Source organism: Psychrobacillus sp. INOP01, assembly GCF_018140925.1.
In the GTDB taxonomy this organism is placed as follows: domain Bacteria; phylum Bacillota; class Bacilli; order Bacillales_A; family Planococcaceae; genus Psychrobacillus.
On the sequence record NZ_CP073315.1, the window covers coordinates 1134419 to 1159317 of the forward strand.

Genomic DNA, 24899 nt, shown 5'->3' on the forward strand with positions numbered 1-24899 from the left:
TGAGGGTCGTTTTCCTATGTCTATAATTGTTGAAATGAGGAAACATTGTGGAGCTATACACAAACTTACGTGAAGGGGAAAAAGGTGCCTGGATAAGTATTAGCATTTATCTACTATTAAGTACACTTAAGCTAACCATTGGTATTCTTGGTTCCTCAGAGGCATTAAAAGCAGATGGTCTTAATAATTTTACAGACATCATCGCCTCTGTCGCTATATTAATCGGACTGCGAATTTCTCAGAAACCACCAGATAAGCATCATCAATATGGACATTTACGTGCAGAAACCATTGCTTCGCTAGTAGCTGCGTTTATCATGGCATTTATTGGAATTCAAGTACTTATTCAAGCAATACAACATCTTACTAACCCTATTGAAGAAACCCCTTCATTTTTGACCGCGATTGTTGGACTAGTAAGTGCAATTATCATGTACATTGTCTATAGATATAATTTACAGCTAGGAAACCGTATAAACAGTGCTGCTCTAAAAGCAGCAGCTTATGACAATCGATCAGATGCATTAGTTAGTATCGGAGCAACTATTGGTATAGTCGGATCTATTTTAGGCTTTCCAATTTTAGATGGAATAACTGCCCTATTAGTCGGGATAATCATTATTTATACCGCTTATACCATTTTCCATGATGCAGCCTACACATTATCTGACGGCTTTAATGTGGAGGAAGCGGAATCACTCTCTACAATAGTAAGACTCGTCAATGGTGTCGATGAACTAAAGGATTTTAAAGCGAGAATGCATGGGAATTTGATGTTTGTCGATATTACCGTAACAGTCGATCCAAACTTAAATGTTGTTACTAGCCATCGTATCACAGAGGAAATAGAACAACGTATAATGAAGGTCAAGCCATTTTCCGTTATCCTAGTCCACATTGAACCAAATATGGACATACTTGCTGAGAAGTAAGTAATTTTTTCGTGATTGATCAATTTTTAGGACTAGTTGGTTTTGCGCAATGTTTAAAAGATTCTACTAGATATATGCCCAAACAAACAAAAAACACGGTAGATCGCATGACCATTGCGATTTTCCGTGCTTTTTATTGTCCACTTGGTTCTGTTAAACCGTGCTTCACCGCATAAAGAGCAGCTTGTGTACGGTCTTGAACATGTAGCTTGGCAAATATATTGGAAATATGCGTTTTTACTGTTTTTTCGGTAACAAACAAAGAGGATGCTATTTCTCTATTACTTTTCCCTTTTGTTAATTCAGATAATACGTCCTGTTCCCTTGGAGTTAACGGATGCTCTTCATGTGGACTTAGTTCCACTGGCTCCCACTCTTTTTCTAACTGGGTTGTCGCCTCTGGATGTAATGTATTTTCTCCACGCATGAGCTTTCGAATTGCATCAGCTAAGTCATCTGGCTCTATATCCTTTAGCTGATATCCCGCTGCGCCAGCTTTTAATGCAGGTATAACATGGTCTCTATCTGAAAAACTAGTGAGCATTAATATTTGGATTTCTGGATATGTAGCCTTTATGCGCTTCGTTGCTTCTATACCATCCATTACTGGCATGACCAAATCCATCAATATAACATCGGGCTTTAAATCTGCTGTTAGCTGCACAGCTTCTTTCCCGTTTGTAGCCTCTCCTACAATATCCATATCCTTTTGCGTTTTTAAAAAAAACATCAATCCTCGTCTTACTACATGATGATCATCTGCAATTAGTACACGTATCATAATTACTTCCTCCTAATAAGGTAATCGCACTAATATTTCTGTTCCTTTTTCCCACTCAGTTACCCAATCCACCGTTCCACCAACAAAATTCGCTCTATCCTTCATGCTTTGTAATCCGATTGAACGTAGTTTCTTAGGTTCTTTCATATGAAATCCACAACCCTCGTCTTTCACAACTAATAAAACATCTGTAGGAGTAACCGTTAAATATAGTTCTGCTTGAAGTACACCAGAATGCTTTCGAATATTATTTAATGCTTCCTGAGCAATTCGAAATAGTGTTTCTTCAATAATTGCAGGTAGGTTAATGACACCCTTTACCTTCACCGTCAATGAAATCCCTAAAATATCTCCGTATCCTTTAAGACCTTCGATAATCCCTGACTCCAATCCTTTAGGGCGGAGCTGCCAAATGAGTGCACGCATTTCTGTTAGCGCTTCCTGAGTTAAATATTGTATTTCTCTAAATGTATTTTTTATCTCCTGCTGCTCTGTCATTTCTACTCCACCGCGAGCCGTTAGGGTTACAGAGAATAATAATTGGTTAACTGAGTCATGTAAATCTCGTGCAAGTCGGTTACGCTCCTGTACAAGCGCTACTTGCTGTTCCTGCTTAGTAAGGAAAATTCGCTTTATAGCTGACCCAATTTGGAAGGCTACAGATTCCAGTAAAGCAAGCTCTCCATCTGAGAATCGAATCGTATTCGGAGTAGCTACATTTAGTAGACCAAAGCTTTCTTGACCTGATTGTAACGGTACCGTTGCATGGTGCGTAATTCCACCACTATCCTCATTACTCATCTTTCTTGCATTGACAATTCTTTTACATTCAATAATATTCGAAGCCTTTTTTAGCTCCCCATTTTGAAACCTTGAAACACACCAACAGCCACCTTTTTGCAAATGTTTGCAGTCATTTTGCCGTAGTGCATTCGGCAAATTTTCGTGTGCAATTAGCTGTTGCTTTCCTTTTTCATCAATAAAAAATATCCAACCCGTTTCAAATAAAGTGCCCTCTAATAGTTTGTGTAAGGCACCCTGTAGCATTTTTTCCATTTCAGTTTCTTCGTTCAGTAATTCTGCTATTTCTTTTAGTAATTCAATGTTCGAGAGTTCATTTGATAGCATGTAAACTCCTCCAAGTTGTAATTCATCTAATTCCATATTATCACTTATCCACTATTCACTGTAGAATCTGGACATCATACTTTTGACCGAAAAAGAAAAACCTGATAAAACGATGTCTGGTCCATTAAGGTCAAAACCTGTTTCTATTGATTTTGAAGGGTTTTGGACAGACATTTTGCTATATTATTAACGAGTGATTTTTTAAGGGAGAGTGGTTGTGACAGACGTCACAACCACTCTCCCTCTTTTTTGGTAATTTTATGATGTTGGTCTGTCCTTCGCCCTCCTACAACTTCTAGAAACAGGTTAATGCGGTTTTGGATAAGATACTATACTTTCCTATTCATGGAGGAGGCTCTTGAAGATGCTGTTTCGTTAGCTCTCTCCCTTCTATATTTAGTGAAAACTTACTGTTTCTCTTTATTTCCACTAGTATAAAAAAATCTACTTTCTTCATCCTTCATTATAGAATAGTATCCCTAATGAGGCAGTCGCTTTTATCACTTTATTTACTTTGACTACTATTATAATCTAAGCGACACGCTATGCTATATCTAGTAATTGAGTACCACTCATTATATTGATTGCAGTGAAAGGTGGCGACTCGACTCCAGCGGAAAAGCGTTAGACGAAGACCCCGCAGCGAAGCGAGGAGGCTGAGGCAACGTCCGTGGAAAGCGTCCACCTGAACGGAAATCAGCAGTATCATTGTATAGATTTTATTTTTCAAAATACCTGGATCACTGAGTTCAAGGTACAAAATATATATATTTTCTCTAAAAAAAAAACAGGAAAAGCAAGTTCACTTTTCCTGTTTCTCTATTATTCTTTTAAATATTGATTCATCTTCAACGAAAAATCATCTTGTATAGCTTTTAGTTTTTCTATGCTTTCTGCTTCTGACCCACTAAGTACTCCAAAATAATATTTAATCTTTGGCTCTGTTCCGCTTGGTCTAACACAAACCCATGAGCCATCTGCAAGGAAGTACTTAATAACGTTTGATTTTGGCAAGAATATATCTTCCGCTTCTCGACCATCCGTGAATGTTCTAACTGAGTTCAAGTAATCCTCTTGAGAAACAACATTAATACCGGCAACTTCCGTAATTCTATTTACACGAACCTGCTCAAGTAAGTTTTGAATTGCATTCACGCCACTTACTCCTTTTTTCGTAACAGACCTGAGTCCTTCCAAATAGAAGCCATGTCTTTCATATAATTGAGATAATACGTTTAGTAGAGTCTTACCTTGTTTTTTGTAATAGGCAGCAGCTTCTACTATTGCTAGCACGCTTTGTACCGCATCTTTATCACGTGCAAAGTCTTTTATGAGATAACCATAGCTTTCCTCATAGCCAAATAAAAACTCAAACTCTTTGGTCTCTTCGTATTGCTTGATTTTTTCACCGATAAATTTGAAACCGGTTAATACATCTTCTGTACTTACTCCGTAATATTCGGCTATTACTCGCCCTAGATCCGAGGTTACAATGGTTTTAAAAACACGCCCATTTGCAGGTATATTCCCTTCCGCTTTACGCTGTGACATGAGATATTCGATTAAAATAGCCCCGGTTTGATTGCCCGTTAAAAGCTCATATTTAGAAGGAGTTTTAACAGCAATACCTACTCGGTCCCCGTCTGGATCAACAGCTATTAGAATATCTGCATCATTTTTTTCTCCATATTGAATAGCGTATTCAAAAGCGCTTTGCTCTTCTGGATTTGGAGATACTACTGTTGGGAAATCTCCGTCTGGCTCCATTTGCTCACCAACATAGTAGATATGCTCATAGCCAATCTCACTTAACATTCTTTTAACCGTTTTTCCAGATGCTCCGTGTAAAGGTGTGAATACTACCTTCAAATCAGTAGAAGATGCTAATCCGTCGTTTTCTTGGACTGTCTTTAGGGCATCCATATATGCTTGATCCAACTGCTCATCTAATTGGATTACTAATTGTTTATCTGGATTTCGTTGATCGATATGGAGTGCATCTCCCGCATCATATACGTGTTGGATAACTACCTCAGCGTCCTCTAGATTTAACTGTGCACCATCCTCTCCATAAACCTTATACCCATTATATTCAGGTGGATTATGACTTGCAGTAATCACTATCCCCATGAATGCATGCAAGTGCCTTACTGAAAATGAAAGCTGGGGTGTAGTTCGCGGCTCCATATATAAATAAGCTTTTATACCATTAGAGGCTAGCGTATTTGCTGCTTCCTGCGCAAACTCTGGAGAATATCTGCGACTATCATAAGCAATAACGACTCCACGCTCCATAGCTTCTGCTCCAGCTCCCTTAATATAAGAAGCAAGTCCAGTGGTCGCTTTACGAACAGTATACGTATTTATACGATTGGTTCCAGCACCGATCTCCCCTCGCATCCCGCCAGTTCCAAATTCTAAATCACGGTAAAAAGCATCTTCTATTTTTTTTTCATCATTTGTTAGAAGTTGAAGATCCTCTTTCCAATTGGACTCAAGCTCTGAGAAGTTATTCCATTGGTCAAATAGTTGTCTATATCGCATATGTTCGTTAACCCCTTTCTATCATTTTTTATAATCGACACTGTAAATATCATGACGTCTATCTTTTAATTGTTTTACCGTCCCGTCTTGACGTTGGCGGCGGAGGATTTCTAAATCTACATCCCCTATTAAAACCATTTCTACATTTGGCTCAGTTTCACCTACGATACCATCACGAGCAAATTCAAAGTCGGATGGGGCGAAAATAGCAGACTGAGCATATTGAATATCCATATTCTCTGTTTGCGGTAAGTTTCCAACTGTCCCAGAAATAACTGTATAGATTTGGTTTTCAATTGCCCGTGCTTGTGCACAATAGCGAACGCGTAAGTACCCTTGACGATCCTCAGTACAAAATGGAGAGAAAATAATATTCGCGCCCATATCTGTTGCAATACGTGCAAGCTCTGGAAACTCTATATCATAGCAAATTTGAATCGCAATTTTACCACAATCCGTATCAAATACTTGAACGGAGTCACCTGCACTTATTCCCCACCATTTACGTTCGTTCGGTGTAATATGAATTTTATATTGCTTATCAATGGCACCATCTCGGTGGAATAAATAAGCGATATTATATATTTCCTCATTTTCTTCTTCAACAAAGTGAGAACCAGCAATAATATTAATATTGTAACGGATCGATAAATCCGAAAATAATTCCATATATTGCGGAGTATACTCCGTCAATTTACGAACCGCTTGACTTGGAGAAGGTTCATTTAGGAATGACATTAGTTGTGTAGTAAAGATTTCGGGAAACACTACAAAATCAGATTGGGCATCGGATGCCACATCAACAAAATATTCGCATTGGTTAGCAAACTCTTCAAATGAATTAATTTTGCGCATCATATATTGGACTGCACAAATTCGAACAGGATAGCTCGTTTTGAAGTGACGTTTAGAAAGTGGGATATAATCAATATTATTCCACTCCATGAGTGTTGCATATTTGGCAGATGCCTTATCATCTGGTAGATAGTTAGGATTAATACGCATCAATGTAAAACCATTCATCAACTGGAAAGTTAAAACTGGATCATATATTTTATGGCGAGAAACAGACGTCACATATTCTCTTGGAGACATCTCTTCTGCAAATTTATGATAGTTTGGAATACGCCCTCCAATAATAATTGATTTTAAATTGAACTGTCTTGCAATATCCTTCCTGCCTTCATATAAACGTTGGCCAACCTTCATTCTTCTGAATTCTGGGTGTACCATTACCTCGATCCCGTACAGATTATATCCCTCTGGATTATGGTTCGTAATATATCCTTCATCCGTCACATCCGACCAAGAGTGCCGGTCATCATACTCATCAAAGTTAATAATAAGACTTGAACAGGAACCAATTACTTTTCCATCCAACTCAGCAACTAGCTGCCCTTCTGGGAAAATAGTTAAGTGGCTACGTAAATGAGCTAATTTCCACGGGTCCATACCCGGAAAACATAAACGCTGAATTTCTAAAATTGAGTCTATATCGGAAAAAGACGTTTGTCTTATAATCATGCTTTGTTCAAACGGAGATAAATCAAATTCTTCAGTCATTTTATCGGCTCCTCTTTTATTAGGTAACTTTCATTATATAGCTCTTTTCTCTTCAGATAAAATATTTTACATGTATTTAAAGAAGCATTATACTTTAATTTGAGTTCAAAGTAATTTAAAGGAGTTCCTATGACAAAAAAACTGGAAAATCTACTACTATTTATGTGGACAGTTGCCTTTACTGCAACACTAGGTTCCCTCTACTTTTCAGAGATAAGGGGATACGAACCTTGTGATTTATGTTGGTATCAGCGTATACTCATGTATCCTCTTGTACTAATATTGGGGATTGCGTACGTTCAAAAAAATCCGAAAATCGCAGTAACTTCACTTGTATTCTCTGTGATCGGAGGATGTATTTCTGCCTATCATTATAGCATTCAAAAGCTGACTTTTATGCAGGAATCTGCACCAGCTTGTGGGAGAGTTGCTTGTACAGGAGAATATATAAACTATGCAGGATTTATCACAATCCCATTTTTAGCTCTTATTGCATTTATTTTAATCGCAATTACAAGTGTTATTGTATGGAAGGACATCAAGGAGGAAAAATAACTTGAAGAAACTACTTATATTTGGTGGTATTATCATCGCAGTCTTTGTATTAATCTTTGTTTTAAACTCACAAAAAAACAAGGATGCATTAGCTAATAATCCATATGATACTGAGGATTTAAGACAATCTACCATTGATCTAATTGATGATCCGAACTATCAGAACATTATTTTACCAGAGGATTTGGAAAAAAAGATTGCTACTGGAGAACCTGTTACAGCTTATTTCTTCAGCCCAGAATGTGTTCATTGTCAAGAAATGACACCGCGTCTTACACCACTTGCTGAAGAAAATGACATTGAAATTGTCAAATATAATGTACTTGAGTATGAACAAGGTTGGGATGACTATCTTATCCAAGCAACACCAACAATGATCTATTTTGAAGATGGCAAAGAAGTTGTAAGAGTAGAAGGCGCTATTTCTAACGATCAAATTCAAGGATTCTTTGATGAAGTCGTTTTAAAATAACCAAAAGGGTCATGTCGAGTAGACAGGCCCTTTTTTTAAAGGAGTGGGAAAATGATTCATACATTCACATATACTATCCAAGAGGATGGCTTAACTATCGATAGTCTTTTCCAAGAAAAGTGGAAATTAGGCAAAAAGTTAATACATGAGCTACGCATGCAAAAGGCCGTAAGCAATAACAGTGGAGAGCTTTTACAATGGAAGCTTCCAAACAAAAAAGGTGATGTACTTGTGATTAAATGGGAAGGAGAATCCTCTGATTATCTCCTGTCCGATCAAATCCCATTGTATGTGGCGTATGAGGATGAGTATTTACTGATCGCTTCTAAACCACGTGGTGTATCGACGCATCCCAATGAAGAAGGTCAAAATCATACCTTTATGAACACCGTGACAAATTATTTACACGGTAAAGGTCATCATTACGGAGAACATGTACATCGCATCGATGAAGGCACAAAAGGTTTAATCGTCATTGCAAAAAATCCTCTTGTTAAAGGTATGCTAGACCGTATGTTGGAAAATAAAACAATCGTCCGCACCTACGAGGCAATTGTAGAAGGACAAGTAAAAAATCAGCATGGTACCATTCGAGCTGCTATTGGAAACGACCGCCACCATCCAACTCGAAAAAGAGTCTCTCCATCTGGTCAAAATGCGATTACACATTATGAAGTTGCAGGAAAGCATGAACAGTTCACGAAAATACATGCAATTTTAGAAACTGGACGTACCCACCAAATTCGCGTGCACTTAGCTCACTTGGGACATCCAATTGTTGGAGACGAATTATACGGAGCTAAAAAAACACCTACAAAAATGTACGAGCTACATGCATTTAAAGTTCAATTCAATCATCCAATAACAGGTGAAGTACTTGTTGTGGAAGATAAACGATAATATAGGTCAGAAGGCTAGCGGAAGTTGCGCTAAAGCAGCTCAATGTTGCGTATAAGCAGCGGAATGTTGCGCATAAGCAATGAAAAGTTGTGCAAACGAAAAAGCAGATGAGAGATTTTCATTTCTCATCTGCTTTTTTTATAGAAAAAATTATATATCACGTCGTATATATAAATCTCTACTCTAACCTTCTACTTATATTTGCTTCATTTCTTCCGACGCTTTGTTTTCGTTAGTTCCTGCTTTGCACTATACACATATCTTGCTCAGTCTTTTTGATATCCATGCGAAAAATTTTGATAGTGAGCAAGTAAATCGGGACATCCTGCAAATCATTTTCAATGGTAGGAATCAAATCATCTCATGCAAAATTAACCCCAGTTTCTCCAATTTATCCATCTCTCTCCGCACTTAAAGCTTCAAACAGCTAATCGCTACGGATAAAAGTAGGATACACTTTATTTCCCTTTTAAAAGAGATAACCATTTTCATGAAGATAATTTCCTTCTAGCACTTTAGCCGAACTTGCTTTTAAATATTCTTCGTCTAGATCAAAATCGAAAATTAGATTGTACTTATACTTTGCTGAACATCATAATATGCTAGTCCCTCAAAATAATCTGCTCCTGTTGGTACATTTAGTAGCCCTACTTTTCTTCTATATTAAATATCATAAACAAAATATATTAAATTCAGCAATCCTTCTTGAACTTGCGACTTAGAATCTTTGCAGACCATTCACAATCTTATAAAGAAGTTTTTTAAAGAATTATAGATGGAAGAACGCTGAATCTACTATTTTTTTATGATACTCCTACTCATTTTTTTAATGTTAATAGTCCAATCATTAACATTTGTCAGTATTACACAACCATTTATTAAATTAAATTAGAGAAGAGGGCTTATGAAAAGGTAGTTCCAAAACTATAAGGAAGGAGCTAGCTAGTATTCAAACAATATGTCTAATAATGAGAAAGCGCGGAGCAGTATTATCGTGACTAAGCCAAATTGCTGGGGAATAACTGGGGCATCCATTCGAGCAAGGAATTACAGCAGCAGTATAATCTGCTCTCTTTACAATACATCATGCTGCTTATTAGTAGCCATATGGGAAGTTCGTGTGGCTTTTTGTGAGTTCATTTCCATTGCTAAGCAGATTACAACAATCTTGAAGAGTCATTTTGTTATTTTAGAGGTTGATTACTAAACGTCTATGTTTTCCAACAACAAATGATTCTCTATACGAAAGGACGAAAAAACGGTGACAAGAATAAATAGAAAATTAGCGGTAATGGTTTTGATAATTTTTATTTCAATGGGCAGTATTCCAGGAATATTCGGCGCAAGTATTGCTGGCGTATCAACCGTTGCAGCAGCTACAAACATACTCAGTCAAGACGGGATCGGGTATAGTGGCTCCATTCCTGAAAATGAAGTGGTAGGAACCACTTTTACTGGATATCAGACTTGGCCTAACGGTTTTACAAAAGGATCCACTTCCTTTGCAGGTGGCGTTTATGATGGCACGAACATATGGATGATACCTTATAACGCTAACGAATTAGTAAAGGTTAATCCATCTACAGGTGAAATGACGGGATACAGTAATTGGCCCGCAGGCTTCACTAAGGGGAGCAACGCATTTGCTGGAGGTGTTTATGATGGTGCTAACATATGGCTTATTCCATATAGTGCAAATCAGATTATCAAGGTTAACGCGATTACAGGTGATATGACGGGATATAGCAGTTGGCCTGGTGGATCGAAAGGTAGCGAGCAATTTATTGGAGGTGCTTTTGACGGTACCAACATATGGCTCACCCCCTATTCTGGCAGTCGTTTAATCAAGGTTGATACAACGACTGGAGAAATGACCAGTTATAATAGTTGGCCAAGTGGGACAAGCCTTGGTAGTTATCCGTTTTATGGTTCTGTTTTCGATGGCACTAGTATATGGCTGATTCCTAATGGTGCCGATCAACTAATCAAGGTTGATCCGGCAACCGGGGATAAGACTGGATTCAACAATTGGCCTAGCGGGTTCACCAAAAGCGCAGATGCATTTTGGGGAGGCGTCTTCGATGGAACAAATATATGGCTAATACCGTATAATGCCACTCATCTGGTTAAAATCAATACGACAACAGGTGAAATGACAGGATACAATGGATGGCCTAGCGGTTTTACAAAAGGTAGCGGCAGCTTTGCAGGCGGTGTTTATGATGGTACGAATATATGGCTGGTGCCAATGTCGGCTAACATGTTAGTTAAGGTCAATGCCGCGACGGGAGATATGACTGGATTCAACAATTGGCCTAGCGGTTTTACGAAAGATAGTAGTGCGTTCCTTGGCGGGGTGTATGACGGGGAAAATGTTTGGATGATTCCATTTGCAGCAGACCGCCTTATGAAGTTTGGGGAAAGCTCCGATTTGAGTGGACTTACGCTGAGTAGCGGTACATTATCACCAGCATTTAGTTCGGCGTCAACTAGCTACACGGCAAGTGTTAGGAATGAAGTGACGAGCATAGATGTAACACCGACGACAGCGGATTCCGGGGCAACAGTGACGGTGAACGGCGTGGCAGTTACAAGTGGGCAAACGCAATCGACAACACTGAACGTTGGAAACAACATAGTAACGGTGATAGTTACATCCGGTAACGGCATTACGAAAACGTATACCGTAACGGTGACACGTGCGGCGTCAGCGAACGCCGATTTGAGCGGACTGACGCTAAGTAGCGGTACATTGTCGCCAGCATTCAACGCGTCAACAACTATCTACATGGCAAGTGTTAGGAATGAAGTGATGAGCATAGATGTAACACCGACGACAGCGGATTCCGGGGCAACAGTGACGGTGAACGGCGTGGTAGTTACAAGTGGGCAAACGCAATCGACAACACTGAACGTTGGGAACAACATAGTAACGGTGATGGTTACATCAGGTAACGGCATTACGAAAACGTATACCGTCACAGTGACACGGGCGGCGTCAGCAAACAGTTCCACTTCACCAAGCATCCCGAACAGCTCCACTTCACCAAGCATTCCGAACAGTTTCATTTCTCCAAGTACAACGAGCTTTGATCAATATGTTTCTTCCTCTGGCTATCAAGATATTCTAATACAGTTAAGCTTAGCGACTAATATATTCCAACAAGTTGAAGTTGGGGGTACAGCTCTCGCAACAAGTGCATATGAAATCAATGCTGCAGGCAATACCGTAACATTGAATAAGGAATATTTGAGAACTTTAAGTCCAGGTACGTATAAATTTGTTTTCAAATTTAATGCAGGCAACAACGCAACGTTTATACTAACAGTTAGTGATAGTACACCATCGAACACAATACCCGATTTTAGAGATGTCGATGCTGAATTTTGGGCATATAATGAAATTCAATCACTTGTTTCTGATGGTGTCATATTAGGTTATCCAAATAAAGAATTTAGACCGAATGAATTGATTCGTCGTGAGCATATGATTTTAATGATTACAAGATTAGGACTACTAACGAAGAAAAGAGATGTTATAGAATTTACCGATGTTCCATTAAATTATTTATATTATAATGATATTCGATTGGCTCAATTAGCAGGTGTTATAGATGGCTCAGATGGTAAGTTTCATCCGAATTCTCCATTAACAAGAGCACAAGCAGCAAAAATTATTGCTCTACTATATAATTTTGAAATAGGCGGATCAAAATCTTTTGAAGATGTATCTGAAGATTCGTGGTATTTCCCATATGTAAGTGCTCTAGCAACAAATAACATTGTCCTAGGAGATGATGGTTACTTTAATCCAAATAACAATATAACGAGAGCACAATTTGCTGCAATTTTGTATCGATCTTTACAAATAATTAACGAATAAGAAAAACTAGATTCATTGTAAGCTCGTAAACAAATAACGCATATAAATGATTAGCACTTCTAGATACGCTAGCGTATCTAGAAGTGCTTTTCTTATGCCTCAATCAAAACTAACCATCACTCAATATGTGGAGAATGTTCAACTTTTAGCTGACATCTTTTACAAGGGAGAAAACTCACTGCTTTCACTGCATGGATATCATCATAAAATGGTAAATTTGTCTTTTTAGGCTTTCTTGATCAGCAGGAAGGACGACAATAGATTTTCGTTATTTTTACTTCTGTAAAAAATAGACCATCATATTTACGGTTACAAGAGATCATTTTCGCCCACAACTTTTCAAATGGAAGATTATTTGCCATTTAATTCGCTATCCTTTCTGCACACTAATATTAACTACTTCTTTAACTACTTCTCATACAAATGGGAAGTATCCATAAACGCTATTAATTCATCCGCATTCTTTTCTAAATGAGCCACCACTTTATCAGATAGGGCATTTCCAAAACTAAATCTTCTCACACCTAATTCTTTAAGCCTGTTACAATTCGTTAGTCCAGGTAAAGATAATACATTTAGTGGAGCATTTACATTCATGGTGATTTCTTTAATCTCAGCATATTCTTTTAGGCCCGGAACAAAAATCCCGCTAGCACTACTCTCTACATACGCCTTTGCCCGATCAATTGTTTCCATTAAAGGGTTTTGCCTTTGAAAATAAGTATCTGTTCTGGCATTAATATAAAAATCATTATAATCATTTTGGTCTAATGCTATTCTTAATTTCTCCAGAAGGTTACAGTGCTCTGAAATCCCTCTTAAGCCAATTGATTTTTTCAATGAATCTTCAATATTAATACCCACTACCCCCACATCTGCCATCCTTAAAACATTATCAATAATCGTGTTAATGTCTTCGCTATATCCAGCCTCAATATCGGCAGAAACAGGAATTTTCACATTCTCAACTATGGTTTTGATGATTCCTAAATGTCTGTCAAAATCAATCAATTCTCCATCTGGTAATCCTAGTGAGTTTGCAATACCCCAACTGGTTGTACCTATCGCTTTGAACCCTACTTTTTCAAGTGTTAAGGCCGAAAGTAAATCCCAAGCGTTGCCTAAAAATAATAGATCATTTGAAAAATGCATATCTTTGAATTCCTGAATTTTGTTCATTTTTTTTCCTCCTAATGCTTGTTGGATTCATTTTAACAATTAATCGACCTCCGTTTCGTCCTCCTTCTTGCTCTTATGGTCTGTTTTTTAAAACAAAAAAAGTGAAGCTATCTGCTTCACTTTTCTACGCCCTATAAACTCATTATTAATTAGTCTTCTTTAACTATCTGATTTGTACTCTCTTGGTTTATTGGAAAATTATTATTAAGAGAAACCTCATTTGCTTATGATACGGTTACCCGTAACGAGACTAAATGAGGTTTCACCAAATCCTTACTGGTAAATAGGTCAAGAAAACTTATTTGCTTTAATATCTTATAAATATGGCTTGCTTTTAATCTTAATACAACGCTTTTATTTTCCTTCTAGTTCGTGGTAGCTGTTAGTATTTCATTTGCATCATACCACTGAGGATGGAGAAAATACCTATTCCTATACAAATCAAGCAGACAGTTCTTAACTTCTTTTTGGATGATTTTAAGGAAATATAATGAAAATCTTAATAAACCCAAAAAATACCTATTTTTATACTTGACCGATAAAATAGCGGGGCAAGGTTTTCAAGAGTATTATCTACTGCACAATTTTTTGTTCCATATTTGTTATACCTCCATGATGTTAATCTTTCTTGTCATTATGTTGATAACAATAATACTCTGGCCTTTTGTTGGATTTAAAAGGCTGAGTTTTACCCCTTTATCACGTAGGATGCATAGCATTTTATATAGCTCTTCCAAATCGGTACAGATTGCCACGATACTTGGCATGATTACTTTTGTATCTTTTTCAACCTCTGCTACTAACCTAGATGCGTTATTAAAGAAACTGTCGAATTGATCTTATAAGATTAAAGTATCTACTGAAGGTAATATACTTAACTCAGAGGAAATGGCTCTAAAAATCGACAACATGAGTATAACAGGTAATTCAGATGTGACAATATTAATAGGGGCAAAAAATGCTCCAGATGAAGAGGACATTTCTATAAGTAAGATGGATATGGATTTAGGTTCTTCAACGCTTGTTATATTTGAACAACTATACAGAGCATACCGTATCCTCAAAAATGAACCTTATCACAAGTAAAAGGTGACCCATTGAGTCACCTTTAAAATTAATATATTTAAGATTACAAATAGAAACACTTCTTTATTAACATTATTTCCATAAATCTCTTACCCTTTCTAAGTCACTAAGAAATCTATACTCTTGGGAAAGCATCTCAAGAAAAATAGTGAGCTTTTGAACTAATATAGCCTCATCCTGTTCGCCATAATTGCCTTCATGAAGTAAAGCACATAGAGATCTTAGTGCATATTCCATATTACTACCATTAATCCCATTCTTGTTAGATAAATCATTCAATTTGGACTCGACACTTGCAATTATCGATTCTATTGAACGATTACCATCGAGTTTTATTTTTATATATTCAAAAGTCCCTTGATTTAATTTAAAATTTCTTAGACAGAGCATGATAGATTTATATACCCCCTCAATAGTGCCAACACTTAAATAATGATTTGAATGAATAGCAAAAAAAACTTGTACTTCACGTACCCATTTCCCTAGGGTATCAATATCTTTATAATCGGTAATTAATAAGGCGTTATTATAAGCTAAGTCTAAATTAAATTCGTTAAAAGGTGAAAGTAATTTCTTTTTCTGACCAAACAATCTCTGCAGAAGAGACCTGTCTTTCTCTCTTCGGTATTCAATGACAGTTGGTATTAAACGAGTTAAAAGCCAATCGTATGTATACTTTGCACTCCAAATAATATTATTTTGAACTCTTGTGTTATCACTCTCATTATCTATCAATATAGATGGTTCCCAACATAACCACACTTCATTATCAGAAGAAATGAATTTGTCCCATAAACCTTCATCAACAGCTTCTGGATATATAAATGTACGATAATCTCTGTCGCTATCTCCAGGTGTTTGACAATATATCTTCAAATAGCTCGCCCTACCATCAAAAATATGCCATTCTGTCGTTCCATTTTCATAGTCATGTTCAAAAGCAAATTCAAGTATCTCTCGCCATAATGAACGAGATATTTTTAGAAGCCTGAATCTCCCTTTCGTAGAATATGCAAAACTTTGTGTCTTAAAGACATTCTCAATAGATTTGATAGTATTAATATATATAGGTGATATTTTGTCAATAAGTCTACATAACTGACTTACTTCATCTAAAGTTAGAGAAAATCGATTATTCCCTAACTGAACAACAGAACTATTTTTGCTAGCGTCATTATAAACTATGAACCCTCTATACCCGTCTTTTGGTGATGAACCAATTCCTTGAAATATTTCATTTACTATTCCCGAATGATTAAAAGTAATTAAACAATCTCTAACCCTTAAACTTCGAAATGTAATGAGCATCGACCCATGCAATTCTGGAAATCTAGGCAATAAACATTGAATCATCACATTTTTGGTACTTACTCGTATAGAACTATGATCAATATTCTCAACTTCTTCAAAATTCGCTTCATCTTTATTTAAATAATCATAGAGCTCTTCTACTGATGCCTGTCCCTTTTCAATATAACTCTCTATTTGACCAATATTTTCATCATATTTTTCCTCAAGGTCAAGCTCCTCTTTAATTTCTAATATTTTTTGTAGTAGTCTCTCCGTAATTACAAGTACACCTGAAAAACTCTTTGCAGTAGGAACATATCTACCCTTTCTTGCATTATTACATGATGTATGTGATGGCACTAAATTCTTTAAACCATTAAAATCAAAATTAGAATCGAGCATTAATTCTCTAAGTAGCTCTTCTTTTAAACTTTTATCGGTGCTTTTAGGAATAAAATGGTCAATTTCTAGTTCTCTAATTGAGACATTCTCATCGCAGTAATAACATTTTTTTTTGTGTGCTTTCCAAATCGCTCTTCTAAGATTAGTCTTCATTTGTTGCCACATCCTAGTCCTTTAGAATTCATAGTCTGTAAATGACGCTCTTCGTTTTGATAACAATACTGTTAAGATTAATAACTATTTCGTTTCATAATTTCTTCACAGATGAGCTACTTCACGAATCTTATCACGTCTAATGCACTAAGCAATATTCGACAAATATCTATTATATATCCCTTTATTTTTCAAATACTAATAAAGGTGACCATATTTGGTCACCTCAACAATCTTTTCAAATCAAATCTATTCACGTGGCTTATAACACCACGTTTCATATGTATAGCAAACCTCACCGTTGCACCAAAATACATAAAATTAGTTTTAGGATTTGGAGTGGTAAGCATCACCACTAGTAATCCTAAACAACGTCTTTGACAAATTGTTAAGTACATTTTCTCATAATTTTTTTAGTTATATTTAATAAATATCAAATTAAAAAATCATCTTTCTTCTAAGAAATTTAAAAGGAAGAGATAATTTTAATCAAACTTTAGGCAAATTATCAATCTTTTTTACAAAGCTACAACTACATATACTTATCCAACTTCACTTCAAACTTAGGATTCGTCACATATTCCATATATTTTATCTTCCCATTAAAGTTTTCATATGCTTCATATCGGGTTCTAATAGCAGCTGCCGTAACGAATTCTAGTACTCTCTCTTTCTTAACCCAACAGCTCTCAGAAGTTTCCTCAGAAGTACTTAGTGCTCCACCAATAGGCTTACATACAAAATCGAACATTACTTTTGTAGGCACATCTGTAACTTCGTCATACCATTTATAGATTCCTGTATTTGAATAGGTTCCTATTAAGTGACCTACCTCAATATCAATTCCACTTTCTTCTTTAACTTCTCGTACTAACGCATCTATTAGATTTTCTCCAACCTCCACTTGTCCACCAGGATAGACCCATCCTCCATGCTGCGTTTTCACTAACAGTATTTCCCCTTGCTCATTTTCAACTATTCCCCCAACAGCAACAATATGCGTAGGCATAATCATTCTACTTATCCCCCCTTCTTCTCTTTACTTTTTCTGTTATTAATAAAAGCCCAGATTGTAAAGATTGCCAAAATAAGAGTACCGGCCATTCTTACAACTAGATGATATTCAGATGGCAGAATGATAAACAAAATAATAGAAGCAATTATAGTCGGCAACATCACATAAAACCACATACGAACAAGAGGATTGCGAAAACTTACTTCAAAACGATCATCCATCAGAATCGCCTCCTAATGGATCTTGCTCGTACTTTTTCCATTTAGCAAAGTCATAACAAAATTGCCCAATTATTACTACTACCAAAATTCCTGAGAAAAGAATAAATTCAATTTGTGACCAGTAAGCTAATTTATAAATAATGAAAAGACAAAGAATAATAAGAGGAACTGACCACAAGGTTCGAATCAATTTTCTTCTATAGCTTAACTTATAGAAAGCAAATACAAATCCTTTATCGACTTTTTCCTTATCTTTGTAAATAAATGCTGAAATCAAACTCACAATCAAGCAAATGATCACTATAAAATAATTTGGACTAGTAATAATAATAATCCCACCTCTATGATCTAATGTTCCTTTTAGTTACATTTGTATATGTTCTCAACAAGAAAATTTCTTGCCATATAATAAGCACTAGCAGTAAATAGCTGCGTTTTAATATCATTCCTTTTTAACATAGAACTAAATAACTCAAAATCAATCAGCCTTATATTTATCTCTTCGGTTTCATCTAAATCTTGTTCATATTGCTTAAAAGCATCCAGTATAAGATAGGTTTTTATATTGTTATTTTGTGTGGCAGGATTTATCATAAATTCACCAAGCAAAATAGGTTTCATTTGTGAAACAAAGCCGGTTTCTTCTCTAATTTCTCTTATAATACCTTCCTCATCCGTCTCATTGTTTTCTTTTTTCCCCGCCGGAATTTCTAAGTAAATATCATTTCCAGCATGTCTATATTGTTCGACTAGCACCATTTGATTTTCTTTTGTAAGTACAACCGCATTCACCCAATTGGAATATTCATTCACATAATAATCATCGATAACAATCCCATTAGGGAGCTCACAAGTATCTTTTCTAATATTTCCGTAAGGACTTTTATGAACATACTCGGAATGTAACATTTTCCACCGTTCCATATTTATCACCGCCTAATCCCTTATTTCATCATTTCATTAAAGATATAGAGATTGTATAATGCAGGAATCAGCAAGCCGGCTGCAAGACAGACTACTGCTGCTATTTTGGATTGGCTTGTTAATCTAGCATCACTGTGTTTTAAGTGTTGGAAAAAAGTAAGAGTAAAGTAAAAACATAGTATTATAAATGCGGTAGAAAAGATTCCTAACCAATTTCCTGTTCCCATTAAATTTTCCATTTTGTTGCCTCCAATCGTTCGTCACTGAAGAATAATAGCAAATAGGATATACAATATCCCTAATCCTATTTCTCTTCTTATAATCTTCTTACTTTCTTTTTGAAGATAACTTTCTATTCCTTCTACAATTGAATTAATTCCTACAAATACGAACACTAACTTCACATAGAAAATATCGATACCGTTTAAAATAGCCATTACTAGCATTGTAATCATCAAGCCTAGCAATAACAGCTTTAGTATTATAAATGGTGTACTACTTTTTTTCTTGTTCGTCTTTTCAAAAAATATACTCATCAATGGACCTCATCTAATATTTATTAATCTATATTACTAATACGTTAAAATATGTAATAGGTTTCATTATTGAGTAATATTTTCCAACCCGCAAAAAAAACACGATAGTACTTCTTAAGTGAAGAAGTACTATCGTGCTAGTTTAATTTTGATTTATTAGGAGAGTTATATCATATTGTTGATTTCTATTACACCAGATTTTCCCTTTTTGGCGTTTGCTAGTCACTAAGTTGGCTGAAGATAGGATCTATATATGACCTCGAATCGACCTCGTGTTTAATAGAAAAGTTCAATTCTAATTAATAGTTAAATACTGCTCATTTTTGATTGAAGTGAAAGTCGGCGACTCCAGTAGGAACAGCGAGAAAGTCGAGACCCCGCAGGGAGTATCCGTAGGAACGAAGGCTATATTTTGTTTCATATTCAGACAATTTGTGAACAGTAGTTTACTGACCCGAGGAGGCTCTGCCTCGCCCACGGAAAGCTCCCGACTGAAACGGAAATCCGTAGAATTATTTGTTATTAAAAACTAAAATTATCCGGATCTTTACCAGTACGTTCATTTAAATTAAGTGCATCAATATTTTTCATATCCTCGAAGGATAGCTCAAAATCATACACATCCATATTCTCCGCAATTCTAGATGGATTTACTGACTTAGGAATAACGATTAAATCATGTTGCAGATGCCATCTTATAATTGTTTGAGCAGTTGATTTACCATATTTCCCACTAATACGTTGAAGTGTTGGCTCTTCTAGTATATGACCTCTTGCAAGTGGTGACCACGAAGTTATCGCGATTCCTTGGTCTGCACAATACTCACGTAGATCAAACTGAGTGAGTCGCGGATGACATTCAATTTGGTTGACCATTGGTTTAACGTTTGCTTTAGCAGCAATCGCCTCCAAATGATGTTCATGATGATTTGCTACTCCAGTAGCACGTATCAGCTTTTCATCATATAGTCGTTCTATCGCACGATATGTATCCACAAAAGTTTCTTTAATTGGCCAATGAGTTAAATATAAATCTACGTAATCCATTTCTAATAATTCCAAAGATTTTTCGAATGCTCTGAGTGTTTGATCGTATCCTTGATCTGTATTCCACACTTTTGTTGTAATGAATATGTCTTTGCGTGGAACATTTGATGCTCGAACAGCCTCGCCTACCTCTTTTTCATTGGCATACAAACTTGCTGTATCGATATGACGATAGCCATAATCCAGTGCAGTTGTAATTGCTTGAATAGCAATATCGGATTCTGTCATTTTATAAACACCTAATCCAAGTCTTGGCATCTCTATTCCGTTATCCAATTGTTTTGTTGAATTTATATTCATTTTTCTCATCCTTTCTTATAAGGAAAACGACTGATGAAAATCAGTCGTTTTCTCTTTTCTTCATAGAGGAAGTATCTTCAGATTGAGCTGGATCGGATACGCGATTATCCTCTTCTAACTCTTTATTGTCCCTCATCCTATCCATCTGTTTTCCTAGTTGCTTTACTTCTTCCATATTCGTAGCCATTGAGCCGTTCTCTGGACCATTTTTGAATTCATTCATTCCAAAAATCACTCCTTTTCTTAATGTTAGTAGAATATTCTAAAGGTTGCAACATTCAAATGAACGATTTTTGTCAAATTTCATTTTTCGCATTATTTCTTTTTCATACAATTTAGGGTATACTAGGTGCAGAATACTATAGAGGAGGCACTCCATATGAAACTAATCCTTATTCTTGGTGTTTGTATTTCGTTCCTTGCTGCAATTTTCAAAGCAGGATACGATGACAAACCAGGTGCATCTGAAAAATAATCTATTTTAAAACGGACGAGTCTTCTATGACCTCGTCCGTTTTTTTAATGTAAATTCGGATAGTTCTGCTGACGTAATGCTTCATAGATTAGTATTGCTGCTGTGTTAGATAAATTTAGTGAACGAATATTATCATTCATAGGAATTCGTAAAGCACGCTCCGGATGTGCGTCGATAAACTCACGTGGCAAGCCTTTTGTTTCACGCCCAAAGATAAAGAAATGATCTTTCTCCGACTCACTAAAGTCAAATGTAGTATGTGGCTTAGCACCAAACTTAGTGATTAAATAATATTCTCCTTCTGGATGTGCTGCAAAAAACTCCCCTAGCCCATCATAATAGGTAATATCAACATGCTCCCAATAATCTAGTCCTGCACGCTTTAACATCTTGTCATCTGTCGAGAAACCTAAAGGTCGGATTAAATGTAATTTAACCCCTGTTCCTGCACATGTTCTAGCTATATTTCCTGTATTAGCAGGTATTTCTGGTTGATATAAAACAACATTAATACTCAATTATTCCACTTCCTAGTTCTCTATTGTATAGTATTCGAGCCCTTTTCGAATCTCTTCTATGACCTCTTTTACTTGTTCATTTTGTTCAGCCTCTTTAAGTGCGAGTAAGCCTTCATCTGTGTTTATTTTACCTATTGCCCATGCTGCAGTACCTCTTATTACTGGCCTAGCATCATGCTGCATTAAATCTATAAGCGCAGGCACAGCGGTCTGCTCTTTAAAGTGTGCTAATGCGATTATAGCATTTCGCTGAATTGGATTCTTCCCTCTCCAAGCTCCGGACATATGGCCATACGTTTCTTTGAAAGTACGATTCGTCATTTTTAGTAGCGGAAGGAGCAAGGGTTTCACTAACTCGGGATCTGGCTTAAACGCTTCGTTGTGAAGGTTAGCTTTTCCTTTATTTTTTGGACAAACTGTTTGGCATGTATCACAACCATAAATTCGATTGCCTATTTTCGCTCGAAACTCGTCTGGCACCATTGTTTTTGTTTGCGTAATAAAAGCAATACAGCGCTGTGCATTTAACTGACCGCCTTCGATTAAGGCTCCTGTCGGACAAACATCTATACATAACCGACAATCTCCACATTGGTCTTCCATCTGCTCACTCGGAGCAAATGGAATAGACGTAATCATTTCTCCGAGATAGACATAGGAACCAAACTCAGGGGTAATAATAGAGCAGTTTTTCGCACTCCATCCTATACCAGCCCGCTCCGCTACAGCACGGTCAGAAAGTTCTCCCGTATCTACCATAGAACGAAGATTAGCTTCTGGTATATGCGTTAAAATATATAATTCTAATAGTGCTAACTTTTCTCGTAAAACGGTATGATAATCTATGCCCCATGATGCACGTGCGAAAATGCCTCGTCTTGCACCCTTCACACTTTGTGGAGCATCCCTCATTTTTGAAGGGTACGCAATTGCGATAGATATAATGCTACTGGCTTCTTCTAGCAAAATTTTAGGATGAACTCTTTTCTCAATATCAGGTTCTTCAAATCCGGAAGCATATCCTAACTCCTGCTGCCTGATCAATCGATTTTTTAATTCGTGAAATGGAGAAGCAGAAGTAAATCCAATTTTATCAATTCCAATGGATGCAGCGTAATCTATGAGGTTTTGTTGAAACTGAATGATATTCACAAATGTTCTCCTTTCTTATGCTACACTATAGAAAATAAGTGTAAGGATGGTTGATATGATAGTAAAATTGGATGATTCAATTGTTAAGATAGAGCCTTCATTTAAAATAGGCATTATCCATTATACCAAAATTGTTGTTACTTCTTCGCCCCAAATGCTTAAAGGACGTCTTCAATTATTTCAAGAACAACTTTTCTTTGAACTGGATGACAAAGCCGTAACTGATTTCGACGGGATAAAAGAATGGAGAGCTCTTTGGAAAAAGTTCGGAGCAGATCCAAATAGATACCGTCCGTCAATGGAAGCTATGTACAGAAGGATTGCAAAACAAAATTATATCACACCGATGCATTCAGCTGTGGATTTAAACAACTTCTTCTCTATGCAATATGAAATTCCAATGGGAATCTATGACGTCGAAAAAATTCTTGGTGAAATAACCTTAACAATTGGCAAAGAAGAAACAAAATATAGTGGATTAAATGGTAGAGATAACAAATTACACAATATACTTACTCTTCAGGACAACTTAGGACCATTTGGAAGTCCGTTTGTAGATTCTGTTCGAACCGCTGTATCTGAAAATACAACTAATGCTCTGCAAGTTGTATTTCTACGACCTTCGATAAGTAAAGAGGATGGTCAACAATTGATTAATTCCATGGCGACAATGTTCACGCAAATACATGGTGGAGATTTTGATACTACTTTGATTGGTTAGTTTATAATATAAAAATATAAAGGAGAATAATAATGGTGCTTAATATTTGGTTTAATAGATGGTTTTCCACTGTGTCACATTATATGGAGTTGATCCGACATAACCCCGATCAACAGGAATTTGTTATTTACGGAACGCACCCTAATCCAGATACTGTGTATTTTAATTACTGTGATGTATTTGGTACTGAACCAGATATCGCTGGAGAAGAATATCTTCAGTTTTGTTTAGACTACTGTATACAAAATCAGATTCATATCTTTGTACCACGAAAAGAAAATGTGCTTATTTCTCAACACTTAGACAAGTTCGAAGAAATCGGTGTAAAAGTGCTGGTTTGTCCGGATGGTGATTTAATGGCCATTGTAGATGATAAAGCAGCGATGTATCGATCTTTACAGAATCAAGAAAATGAAGGGAATTTTATAGTAACTATTCCTTCCTACCGTATTGTTAACAATGCGAGAGACTTCCAAGTAGCTTTTGAAGAATTAAGTAAGGATAATACGAAGTTATGTATTAAACCTGTAATTGGAGAAGGAGCAAGTGGATTCCGTATTATAGATAATGATGCAGATACTATTCCTTTTATATTAAGTACAGCTTCTTCCCAAAAGATTTCCTATGAAACAGCTTTTAAGATTTTACAAACGCAGGAGCATTTTCCAGATTTAATGGTTTTAGAATATCTAGATGGCTATGAGTATAGCATTGATTGTTTAGCCGACGCAGATGGAACTTTACTTACTGCAATACCGAGGAAAAAAGGAAATGGACGAATTCGTGAGATTGAATACAATGAAGAATTAATTGAAATTGCTGTGAGAATGGCTGCGCAATATAAGATTCCTTACGTGTTTAATATCCAAGTTAGATATAAAGACGGCATCCCCAAGCTATTAGAGATTAACCCCCGCATGAGTGGTGGATTACATATAAGCTGTCTTGCAGATATTAATATTCCCTATTATGCTATAAAGTTACTGCTAGGATACCAAGTAGAAGCTCTTGATCCAAAGTTTGGGGTCAAAGCAACTCATATTGAACAACCAGTGATATTATCATCTTTGGAAGAGACTGTAGTGTTAGCTTAGGTTGACTGTTTACAAAGAATAAGAAACA

General features: G+C 36.4%; 23 protein-coding genes and 1 pseudogene. 8 read left to right on the plus strand and 16 right to left on the minus strand.

Annotated features, from left to right (window positions below):
- Window positions 1–47 precede the first annotated feature (47 nt).
- The gene (locus KD050_RS05710) at window positions 48–932 is read left to right on the plus strand and encodes a cation diffusion facilitator family transporter (protein WP_211895262.1); all 885 of its coding nucleotides are present in this window, start codon (window positions 48–50) and stop codon (window positions 930–932) included.
- A 133-nt stretch (window positions 933–1065) separates the two neighbouring features.
- Here the strand turns inward: KD050_RS05710 and KD050_RS05715 are convergent, their stop codons facing one another.
- The 4 genes from KD050_RS05715 to KD050_RS05730 form a co-directional block, all read right to left on the minus strand.
- Complete coding sequence (locus tag KD050_RS05715; protein WP_211895263.1) at window positions 1066–1713, minus strand: response regulator; 648 nt, start codon at window positions 1711–1713, stop codon at window positions 1066–1068.
- Between the two features lie 12 nt (window positions 1714–1725).
- On the minus strand, window positions 1726–2841 hold the full coding sequence (locus KD050_RS05720; protein WP_211895264.1) for a GAF domain-containing sensor histidine kinase: 1116 nt from the start codon (window positions 2839–2841) through the stop codon (window positions 1726–1728).
- An 822-nt stretch (window positions 2842–3663) separates the two neighbouring features.
- On the minus strand, window positions 3664–5385 hold the full coding sequence (locus tag KD050_RS05725; RefSeq protein ID WP_211895265.1) for a phospho-sugar mutase: 1722 nt from the start codon (window positions 5383–5385) through the stop codon (window positions 3664–3666).
- Between the two features lie 21 nt (window positions 5386–5406).
- Window positions 5407–6948: a carbon-nitrogen hydrolase family protein gene (locus tag KD050_RS05730; RefSeq protein WP_211895266.1), complete on the minus strand. Its 1542-nt coding sequence runs from the start codon at window positions 6946–6948 to the stop codon at window positions 5407–5409.
- A 129-nt stretch (window positions 6949–7077) separates the two neighbouring features.
- Here KD050_RS05730 and KD050_RS05735 point away from each other — a divergent pair, with 129 nt between their 5' ends.
- The 4 genes from KD050_RS05735 (at window position 7078) to KD050_RS05750 (ending at window position 12758) form a co-directional block, all read left to right on the plus strand.
- On the plus strand, window positions 7078–7503 hold the full coding sequence (locus KD050_RS05735) for a disulfide oxidoreductase (RefSeq protein WP_211895267.1): 426 nt from the start codon (window positions 7078–7080) through the stop codon (window positions 7501–7503).
- 1 nt (window position 7504) lies between these two features.
- Window positions 7505–7975, plus strand: coding sequence for a thioredoxin family protein (locus KD050_RS05740; protein ID WP_211895268.1), 471 nt, complete (start codon window positions 7505–7507; stop codon window positions 7973–7975).
- A gap of 51 nt (window positions 7976–8026) precedes the next feature.
- Window positions 8027–8875: an RluA family pseudouridine synthase gene (locus tag KD050_RS05745; protein ID WP_211895269.1), complete on the plus strand. Its 849-nt coding sequence runs from the start codon at window positions 8027–8029 to the stop codon at window positions 8873–8875.
- A 1261-nt stretch (window positions 8876–10136) separates the two neighbouring features.
- Window positions 10137–12758 (plus strand): cadherin-like beta sandwich domain-containing protein, encoded by a 2622-nt coding sequence (locus KD050_RS05750; protein ID WP_211895270.1) that lies wholly within the window; start codon window positions 10137–10139, stop codon window positions 12756–12758.
- Window positions 12759–12874: 116 nt separating this feature from the next.
- On the opposite strand, the pseudogene KD050_RS05755 reads toward KD050_RS05750, so the two are convergent.
- Window positions 12875–13120: pseudogene (locus tag KD050_RS05755) on the minus strand (Ada metal-binding domain-containing protein).
- Window positions 13121–13166: 46 nt separating this feature from the next.
- Complete coding sequence (locus tag KD050_RS05760; protein ID WP_211895271.1) at window positions 13167–13937, minus strand: isocitrate lyase/PEP mutase family protein; 771 nt, start codon at window positions 13935–13937, stop codon at window positions 13167–13169.
- Between the two features lie 846 nt (window positions 13938–14783).
- On the opposite strand from KD050_RS05760, the gene KD050_RS05765 reads away from it, so the two are divergent.
- On the plus strand, window positions 14784–15023 hold the full coding sequence (locus KD050_RS05765; RefSeq protein ID WP_370627222.1) for a 23S rRNA (pseudouridine(1915)-N(3))-methyltransferase RlmH: 240 nt from the start codon (window positions 14784–14786) through the stop codon (window positions 15021–15023).
- Window positions 15024–15095: 72 nt separating this feature from the next.
- Here the strand turns inward: KD050_RS05765 and KD050_RS05770 are convergent, their stop codons facing one another.
- The 10 genes from KD050_RS05770 to queG all read right to left on the minus strand — a co-directional run bounded on the left by KD050_RS05770 (window position 15096) and on the right by queG (window position 23056).
- Complete coding sequence (locus KD050_RS05770) at window positions 15096–16868, minus strand: HNH endonuclease (protein WP_211895272.1); 1773 nt, start codon at window positions 16866–16868, stop codon at window positions 15096–15098.
- A 532-nt stretch (window positions 16869–17400) separates the two neighbouring features.
- Window positions 17401–17883: an NUDIX hydrolase gene (locus tag KD050_RS05775; RefSeq protein ID WP_211895273.1), complete on the minus strand. Its 483-nt coding sequence runs from the start codon at window positions 17881–17883 to the stop codon at window positions 17401–17403.
- 5 nt (window positions 17884–17888) lie between these two features.
- Complete coding sequence (locus KD050_RS05780; protein ID WP_211895274.1) at window positions 17889–18104, minus strand: hypothetical protein; 216 nt, start codon at window positions 18102–18104, stop codon at window positions 17889–17891.
- A gap of 360 nt (window positions 18105–18464) precedes the next feature.
- On the minus strand, window positions 18465–19028 hold the full coding sequence (locus KD050_RS05785; protein WP_211895275.1) for an NUDIX hydrolase: 564 nt from the start codon (window positions 19026–19028) through the stop codon (window positions 18465–18467).
- A 20-nt stretch (window positions 19029–19048) separates the two neighbouring features.
- Window positions 19049–19267: a hypothetical protein gene (locus KD050_RS05790; RefSeq protein WP_235753922.1), complete on the minus strand. Its 219-nt coding sequence runs from the start codon at window positions 19265–19267 to the stop codon at window positions 19049–19051.
- Between the two features lie 21 nt (window positions 19268–19288).
- Complete coding sequence (locus KD050_RS05795) at window positions 19289–19564, minus strand: hypothetical protein (protein ID WP_211895276.1); 276 nt, start codon at window positions 19562–19564, stop codon at window positions 19289–19291.
- 522 nt (window positions 19565–20086) lie between these two features.
- Complete coding sequence (locus KD050_RS05800; RefSeq protein WP_211895277.1) at window positions 20087–20911, minus strand: aldo/keto reductase; 825 nt, start codon at window positions 20909–20911, stop codon at window positions 20087–20089.
- Between the two features lie 40 nt (window positions 20912–20951).
- Window positions 20952–21134 carry a hypothetical protein gene (locus tag KD050_RS05805; protein ID WP_093538562.1) on the minus strand — a complete coding sequence of 61 codons (183 nt, stop codon included), beginning with the start codon at window positions 21132–21134 and terminating at the stop codon, window positions 20952–20954.
- A 296-nt stretch (window positions 21135–21430) separates the two neighbouring features.
- Window positions 21431–21904, minus strand: coding sequence for a tRNA (uridine(34)/cytosine(34)/5-carboxymethylaminomethyluridine(34)-2'-O)-methyltransferase TrmL (gene trmL / locus KD050_RS05810; RefSeq protein ID WP_211895278.1), 474 nt, complete (start codon window positions 21902–21904; stop codon window positions 21431–21433).
- Window positions 21905–21916: 12 nt separating this feature from the next.
- Entirely contained in the window at window positions 21917–23056 is a 1140-nt protein-coding gene (gene queG, locus KD050_RS05815; RefSeq protein ID WP_211895279.1) for a tRNA epoxyqueuosine(34) reductase QueG, read from the minus strand.
- A gap of 55 nt (window positions 23057–23111) precedes the next feature.
- On the opposite strand from queG, the gene KD050_RS05820 reads away from it, so the two are divergent.
- Both KD050_RS05820 and KD050_RS05825 read left to right on the plus strand, forming a co-directional pair.
- Window positions 23112–23777, plus strand: coding sequence for a B3/B4 domain-containing protein (locus KD050_RS05820; RefSeq protein WP_211895280.1), 666 nt, complete (start codon window positions 23112–23114; stop codon window positions 23775–23777).
- A gap of 32 nt (window positions 23778–23809) precedes the next feature.
- Window positions 23810–24871, plus strand: a complete 1062-nt coding sequence (locus KD050_RS05825) for an ATP-grasp domain-containing protein (RefSeq protein ID WP_211895281.1) — start codon at window positions 23810–23812, stop codon at window positions 24869–24871.
- Window positions 24872–24899 lie beyond the last annotated feature (28 nt).